Genomic DNA, 6,225 nt, shown 5'->3' on the forward strand with positions numbered 1-6,225 from the left:
CGGGAAATTCCACCATCGTTAGCCAAAGCTGTAGTCCCTGTATTCGCGGATGATGTCCTGCACGCCAAACGGTAGTGCGCCGGCGCTCATGCCGATGACGGATGCTTCGCGGTTCTCATACCAATGCGCCGCGAGCTGCGAGACGGCTTCCATCAGGGCGGGCGGTACAGCCTCGTGTTCATCGCCGCCGTACCGTTCCGCAACCTTGAAGCCCAAAAGCCGCTCGACATGGTTTTGCGCCGCCTCGATCTTGCGGGAGAGCAGCGCGTCATCCGAATTATCTTCGGCGTCGATATTCAGTTGTTCTTTGATTTGCGGAACGGTGATGATCATGGACGGCCTCGCGTCTGGCTATGGTGAAGAAAATCAGGCTTCCGCCCGAGCGACCTTCACAACGTTGCTGTTGACGCCGAGGCTGACATTCAGCTTCATGACGTTGTTGGCCTGATCGAACTGTTCGGACTGGCTCATCACCTTGGCGATGAAGTACCGTTTCGATGGCGTACCGCCGGCCGGCGCGTCATTGAGGACGATGCGGAATTCGTAATCGTGGATGGTCTTTTCGGCAGCGATGGCGGCCTGCTGGCCTTCGTCCTCAGCGTCGAGACCGCAGACAACTTCCATGGTGCCGGCCGAGCGCGGGCCTTTCAGCGTGCGCGTTCTGGCATCGCCGATGGCGGTGAAGTTGATGGCCTCGCTGGTATCGCCAACGGAGCCGAGCGCTTCGACCTCCCCGATTTCCTTCCACGTTACGGCGTTCTCGGCCGAGAAATCGCCAATCACGAAATCCGTGGATTTCTGTTCTTTCGTGGTGCCGATAAAAAGCTTGGCCCCAGCCGACGCATAAATGGTCATTTCGGTTTCCTTTGGGTGTTGCGGCGCTCTTCGGCGGCATCGAGCGCATTGCAGCGCTGGCAACCGGGACGCCAATTCGATTGATCCATGCGCAGTTCGGGGCGAAGGCGGATGCTCTTGATATGCCGCACCACAACGGCTTTCGCGCCGCACTGGCAGAGCTGGTTTTCAGGGCGGGAGAGATAGGCTTTCGCCTCCCTTTCCCATTCGCGGTCATACCCGCGTGCGCGGGCATGCGGGCGTTTCTGATCGAAGCGCGCCTTGCGTTCCCTCGCCATGCGGGCCATCGCCGCGCAGCGTTCGCCAGGCGCGTGCGCCCTGCCACAATGGCCGCAAACGGAGGGAGCGCGGGACGGCACGTCAGGCCACCGGCTTTTCTGCCGCGCCGCCCAGCGCGAAGACAGCGCCGACCGTCACACTGGTTCCGCTGTTGAGTGTGAGAACTGCCCGCAGATAGCGCTTGAAGCCGCGATAGCCGATTTTCGCGGTCGAGTTGGCCGCAAGGCTTCCGGCGATGCTGCCCTGCAAATGATCGGCCGGAACATCCGTGAAGTCGCCGGCCGTTGTGGTGTCGCTCTCCTGAAGCTTCACACTCATGTCGCCAGCGCCGGTAATCGCTCCGGTCGAAACGATAAGGGCGGCGCTGTCGAAGCCGAGCAGATCAACGGCCGGGCCGTCGAAGCTCGCACCGCGCGAAGCGGGCGCGGCGGCAATCACCGCCTTGATGTTATGTACGAGGTCTCGCATAAGATTTCTCCGGGGTGGGTTTGGTGGGAAAGAGTGGACAATTTGCCCACTCTTTTTGCCGTCAAGAAAAGTCGCCAACTTGCGACTTTTTATGCCGCCATCTTCAGTTTGCGCAGCGCCTCGGTCAGAACGGGACCACCACCGACGCGCCGGCGGGCGTGGAAACGAACCATGCCCTTCGTCGCCTGCGTGTACGGATCGCGAAGGATCGACATGCCGACGCGGTCATAGACGCGATACGCCTTTGAGAAATCGCCGTAGATGATCGGAAACGGGCCTGCGGCAACATCGGGCATGGTCGGATCTTCGATGACCGGACGGCCCAACAGCGTGGACGGCTGGCCCGCCTGATATGACGGTTGCCATAGGTAATTGCCCTGTCCGTCCTTCATGGTGCGGACGATGCCGACCGTGGTGCCGTTCATCAGCCACGAACCATTGTTGCGGTAGGCCGCAGGCAGGGCATACATCAACCCAATAAGCTTATCGCCATCGATCTTGGTCACATCGCCGTTGATGATTTCCGCGATGTTCGGAACCTGCTGAATGCCGAGCGGTTTCTTCGCACCGTTACCATTTGAGAAGGCCGCGTTTTCCTTCAGCGCGAATTCCTGCGAAAGCTCCGAGGCAACTTCGCTTTCCACGTTGATGGCCGAGTCTTCCAGCAGCTTTTGCGACACATCGATAAAGCATGCGATTTCATGGATCGGGATTTCGAGCTGACCATACGTCATGGTCGTTTCGTCGCGTTCCTCGTCTTCGCCAACCCACGAGGCGGTAGGACGGCCGGTCATCTTCGGAAGGATGACGGAGCCGGCCCCGGTCGATCCGACGCGCACGGCCTGCCGGATCGGGGAAATTTCGACAATGCCTTTGATGACTTCCGCCTGAAACTCGGCAGGCGCCAGATAGCCGCCCTTGGTGTCGTCACCAACGATCAAGGCGCGAACCTCTTCCGCCTCCATGCCCTCGCGGCCCATGCGCAGGAAGTTGGTGAACGCGCGGCGCTCAAGCGTGGGTTCTTCATTGCGCTGATCGCCGCCGCCGGGACGGTTCATGCGGGTTTCGAGGTCCGTCACCTGTGCGCGCAGTTCGGTGATTGTCGTTTCCGAACTGGTGCGGAACGTGTCGAAGCCGGCGCGCAGTTCCTCAACCGTGCGCGTGGCAAGTGCCAAGGGATCATCGTCACCCGGTTCGGCGCGGGTTTCGAGCGGCCGGCCGGCCAGAAGCATTGCGGCGGAAACTGCAAGGGCAGCGTGTCGTGTCATCTTACTTTCCTTTGGTGATGAGAGCGCAACTCGCCTTCCGGCATGCTTCGATGAAGGCCGCTGCGCTCTCGACAGAGCGGCCAGAACTGCGAACGGAAGTGATGCGGGCGCGGCCGGCGGACGGAAGCCCGACAACCGAGATTTCAGCCAGGTCAATCTGGCGGATGTGACGGACGCCGTTACGGCGCTCTTCGCCACCCGGCGGTACGCGGAAGCCGATGGACAGGCCGTTGACTGCCCCGGCCTTCATCATTTCGTGGACTTCGCGCCCACGGCTGATTTCTTTCAGGAGCCGGCCGCGAACGAACAASCCCTTTTCATCCTCGCGGATTTCGTCCCAAACGCCGATAATGTCATCCCGGTTGTGCGACCAGAACATGACAGGCTTTGTCCCGGCGGCGCGATGATCGGCAAGCGTCTTGGCGAATGCGCCGCGCTGGACGATCTCATTATGGCCGTTCCGCTCGTCCCATATGACGGCATAACCGGAGAATTCGGCCGCATCCGCGCTGGGTTCGAAACGGAAGGAAAGATCGAGGCTGTCCATCACGCGGCCTCGCTACGGAATTTCGCGCGGTCGCCGGCGAAGGTGTCAAGCTGTTGCTCCAGCCACGCGAAGCGCAAAAGCTTGATGACGCCGACTTGACCGAACTGCGCTTCAAGGCCGAAGGATGCGGCCAAGTCCCAGCCGAGAACGCAGCGGGCGAGGCAGTAAATCCGCAACTTTTCGCGTGTCTCGAAAGACACCTTGCCGTCAACATCAGCCGCTTCCGCCAGCTTGTCGGCCATCTCTACGCGGGCCTTGCGCTGAGTATCGCTGTCAGGGCCGGCCACCAAAAGGCGAAGGCCCAAGGGCTTGCCGTCCCAAGGGTCAAGGATATCCAGCCAGCGGCCGCGCTCCTGATCGGCAAGGTTGGCGCTCAGATCATCATACTTCATCGGCGGGAGGCTCCTTATCATCCAGCTTAGGGCCGCCGTTGTGACCCACACCGGGAGTGTTCGGGTTGATGTGAGGATTTCCGTATTCCTCGCCGCCGGTGTACGGCGCGAGGTCGAGCCACGCGCGGCCCTCGTTCGGGTTCAGAACCTTGGCGCTGATGAGGCTGGAAATCGCCGTTGCGCGGGCCGTCAGATCGGCGCGGGTAAGATCGTCGCGGTCGAGCAGGATGCGGAAGCGCGAACGGTCAGCGCGGGAAAACAGGGCACGGCCCAGCGCCGCTTCCAGCGCCCGCAACCATGGCTCAAGCGTATAGGTCAGAAACTCGCGGCCCATCTGTTCGCTGTTCGACCAGGTGGCGCGCTCCAGCTCGTAGAGCATCGACGGCGGAATGCGGAAAGCCCGGCAGATTTCGAGGATTTGAAACCGCCGCAATTCGATGAATTGGCTATCGACGGAATTGAACGTGAAGGGATTGAACTTCGCACCGTCCCAAAGGATTGCCGTTTTGCCAGCGTTGGCAGCACCTTCATGGGCGAGCCGCCAAGCCTTGATCATCTTTTTGACGCCTTCATCGCCAAGCGATTTGGGCGTTTCTATTGCGCCGCCGGGGCGCGCGCCGTTTTTGAACAGGTTCGCCGCATGGCTTTCCATGACCTTCGCCGCGCCGATGGCTTCGGCCGCCAGCGTCAGGGGGGACTTGTCGAACGGCCCGCGAACATGAACGATGTTGCTTGACGGGACTGTATTGCCGTTCACCCGGTACGTGGGTTCCCCGGTTTGCGGATCGTACTGAACAGTGATGGCAGAAGGCTGGTAACGGATGATCTCGCGGATCTGATCGCCCACGCGGTTGACGTAGGCCAGACCGCCCGCATCGTTTGTCAGCGCGCCGGATGTCAGGTCGCGGATAAGCTCGAAACCGGAAGTCCATCCGTTCACGTCACCGCGCAACAACAGCCCGACCGGGTGATTTTTATCCTCAGTCTCGACGCCGTTTTCGCCGCGCTCCATAATCCGAACATCGAGCGTTGCCGCCGCTTCGGAAATCACGCGAACCGCATTTGCGACGGCGGGAACCCGAAGCGCCATAGCGCCCGAAATTCCGTCCGCACCACTTGCCGCGCCGGACCACAGCGCGGACAAAATTCCGTCCGCATCCGCCACGTTTGCGTCACGGCGCTCGATATTTTCGGTTCGGGAGAAAGGCCAAATCTTCATTCCGATTTTATGCCGGAAAAAAAGTTTCGCGTGAATTCGACAAATGTGGACAGTCCAAAACCACTTAAGGCCATGTAATTACAAGAAAAAACACTCTAATTGGTAAAAATATAGAGCGTAGGACCCCCCGCCGGTTCCCGCGAGAGGTCGAAAGTCTTAGACCACCCCCCGGCCTGCCGATCCAGTCACGCCAGACCGCCCGAACCGTCGCCATGCACGATCAACCGCGCGGGCATTCCGTGCATCTTGTGGCCGTTCCGCCTGCGCACCGCTGGCAGGTTCAATGCTTGGCGCTGTGCGGCCCGCTCTCTCCCTCTCATAAGCCCTTTGCGACCTATCAGCAGACACAGGAGAAGAGATATTATCTTCCTTCGCTACCGTGGGGCTAACCCTTTTGAACCCTATGCTGCGCTTCAACCACCCAAGCCAGTCCTTTGCAATGATGCGGATGACGTTGGTTAGGTTCTTCTGGCCGGCTCGCGGCCGCTCTTCGACGGTCACATGTGCCAGCTCGACATGCCGCGCCTTGCGTAAGGCGTTCTGGCAGGTTGTCCGACTGACGCCAGCGACTGCTGCAATACGATCAAGCGGGAGGTCGCAATAGCCATGGCGCTTGACCTGATCGCCCACCACGCACAGCACGGCCCGTTCACCCTCGGTGTAATGCTTCCACATCACGCGCGGCATACCAGAGCCGGCCCACGAGCGCTTACGCTGGCGTGAGGCGTCCTTGTCTGGCGATGTCGGATGCTTCCGAGTGCCGGGGCGAATGAAGCGCGAAGACAGGCGGCCGAACACCTTCGCAGGGCCATTGCTAGCCTTGCGGGTATGGGCTTCGCCAGTCTCGAATGCTTGAGCCAAAGCGTCATCGTTCCACTTCCGCCCCGCAAGATTGCGGAGCAGAGCGGCAGATACAGGAATGGAAGAGGTCACTTGTCGCGGCCTCCCTGTTCCTTCTGTTTGGCGTAGATGGCCGCCATGCGCTTAGGAAGGCGCTTTTCGGCATTCGCAATCAACTGATTGCGTTTCTCTTCGGCTCGCTGCTGGGCGAGCTTCTTACGGACGGAGCGAGGTGCAGCCATTAGAGCGACCTCGCATAATCAAGCCCGCGTGCAATCTTGGCGGCTTCAATCGCCTCGATATTGCGAAGGCCGAAGCGCTCTTTCAGAGCCGGGATAAGACGATCTGCGCAGGTCG

General features: G+C 60.5%; 10 protein-coding genes. All 10 read right to left on the minus strand.

What is annotated here, in order from left to right:
- Positions 1 to 18: 18 nt before the first annotated feature.
- The 10 genes from QD336_RS17490 to QD336_RS17535 all read right to left on the minus strand — a co-directional run bounded on the left by QD336_RS17490 (position 19) and on the right by QD336_RS17535 (position 6,110).
- Positions 19 to 333 (minus strand): head-tail connector protein, encoded by a 315-nt coding sequence (locus tag QD336_RS17490; RefSeq protein ID WP_499171501.1) that lies wholly within the window; start codon positions 331 to 333, stop codon positions 19 to 21.
- A gap of 33 nt (positions 334 to 366) precedes the next feature.
- Entirely contained in the window at positions 367 to 855 is a 489-nt protein-coding gene (locus QD336_RS17495; RefSeq protein ID WP_112260999.1) for a hypothetical protein, read from the minus strand.
- Positions 852 to 1,133 carry an endonuclease gene (locus QD336_RS17500; RefSeq protein ID WP_499171503.1) on the minus strand — a complete coding sequence of 94 codons (282 nt, stop codon included), beginning with the start codon at positions 1,131 to 1,133 and terminating at the stop codon, positions 852 to 854. The genes QD336_RS17495 and QD336_RS17500 overlap by 4 nt, the downstream gene beginning before the upstream one ends.
- 82 nt (positions 1,134 to 1,215) lie before the next feature.
- Positions 1,216 to 1,602: a hypothetical protein gene (locus tag QD336_RS17505; RefSeq protein ID WP_499171505.1), complete on the minus strand. Its 387-nt coding sequence runs from the start codon at positions 1,600 to 1,602 to the stop codon at positions 1,216 to 1,218.
- An 89-nt stretch (positions 1,603 to 1,691) separates the two neighbouring features.
- Complete coding sequence (locus tag QD336_RS17510) at positions 1,692 to 2,870, minus strand: phage major capsid protein (RefSeq protein WP_499171506.1); 1,179 nt, start codon at positions 2,868 to 2,870, stop codon at positions 1,692 to 1,694.
- 1 nt (position 2,871) lies between these two features.
- Positions 2,872 to 3,417: an HK97 family phage prohead protease gene (locus tag QD336_RS17515; RefSeq protein WP_499171507.1), complete on the minus strand. Its 546-nt coding sequence runs from the start codon at positions 3,415 to 3,417 to the stop codon at positions 2,872 to 2,874.
- On the minus strand, positions 3,417 to 3,809 hold the full coding sequence (locus QD336_RS17520) for a hypothetical protein (RefSeq protein WP_499171508.1): 393 nt from the start codon (positions 3,807 to 3,809) through the stop codon (positions 3,417 to 3,419). The genes QD336_RS17515 and QD336_RS17520 overlap by 1 nt, the downstream gene beginning before the upstream one ends.
- The gene (locus tag QD336_RS17525; RefSeq protein WP_499171509.1) at positions 3,799 to 5,028 is read right to left on the minus strand and encodes a phage portal protein; all 1,230 of its coding nucleotides are present in this window, start codon (positions 5,026 to 5,028) and stop codon (positions 3,799 to 3,801) included. Before QD336_RS17525 ends, QD336_RS17520 begins: the two co-directional genes overlap by 11 nt.
- A gap of 156 nt (positions 5,029 to 5,184) precedes the next feature.
- Positions 5,185 to 5,961: a hypothetical protein gene (locus QD336_RS17530; protein ID WP_499171510.1), complete on the minus strand. Its 777-nt coding sequence runs from the start codon at positions 5,959 to 5,961 to the stop codon at positions 5,185 to 5,187.
- Entirely contained in the window at positions 5,958 to 6,110 is a 153-nt protein-coding gene (locus tag QD336_RS17535) for a hypothetical protein (RefSeq protein WP_162723670.1), read from the minus strand. The genes QD336_RS17530 and QD336_RS17535 overlap by 4 nt, the downstream gene beginning before the upstream one ends.
- Between the last annotated feature and the right edge of the window lie 115 nt (positions 6,111 to 6,225).

The organism is Rhizobium sp. BR 250 (assembly GCF_047445855.1).
GTDB lineage: Bacteria > Pseudomonadota > Alphaproteobacteria > Rhizobiales > Rhizobiaceae > Agrobacterium > Agrobacterium tumefaciens_I.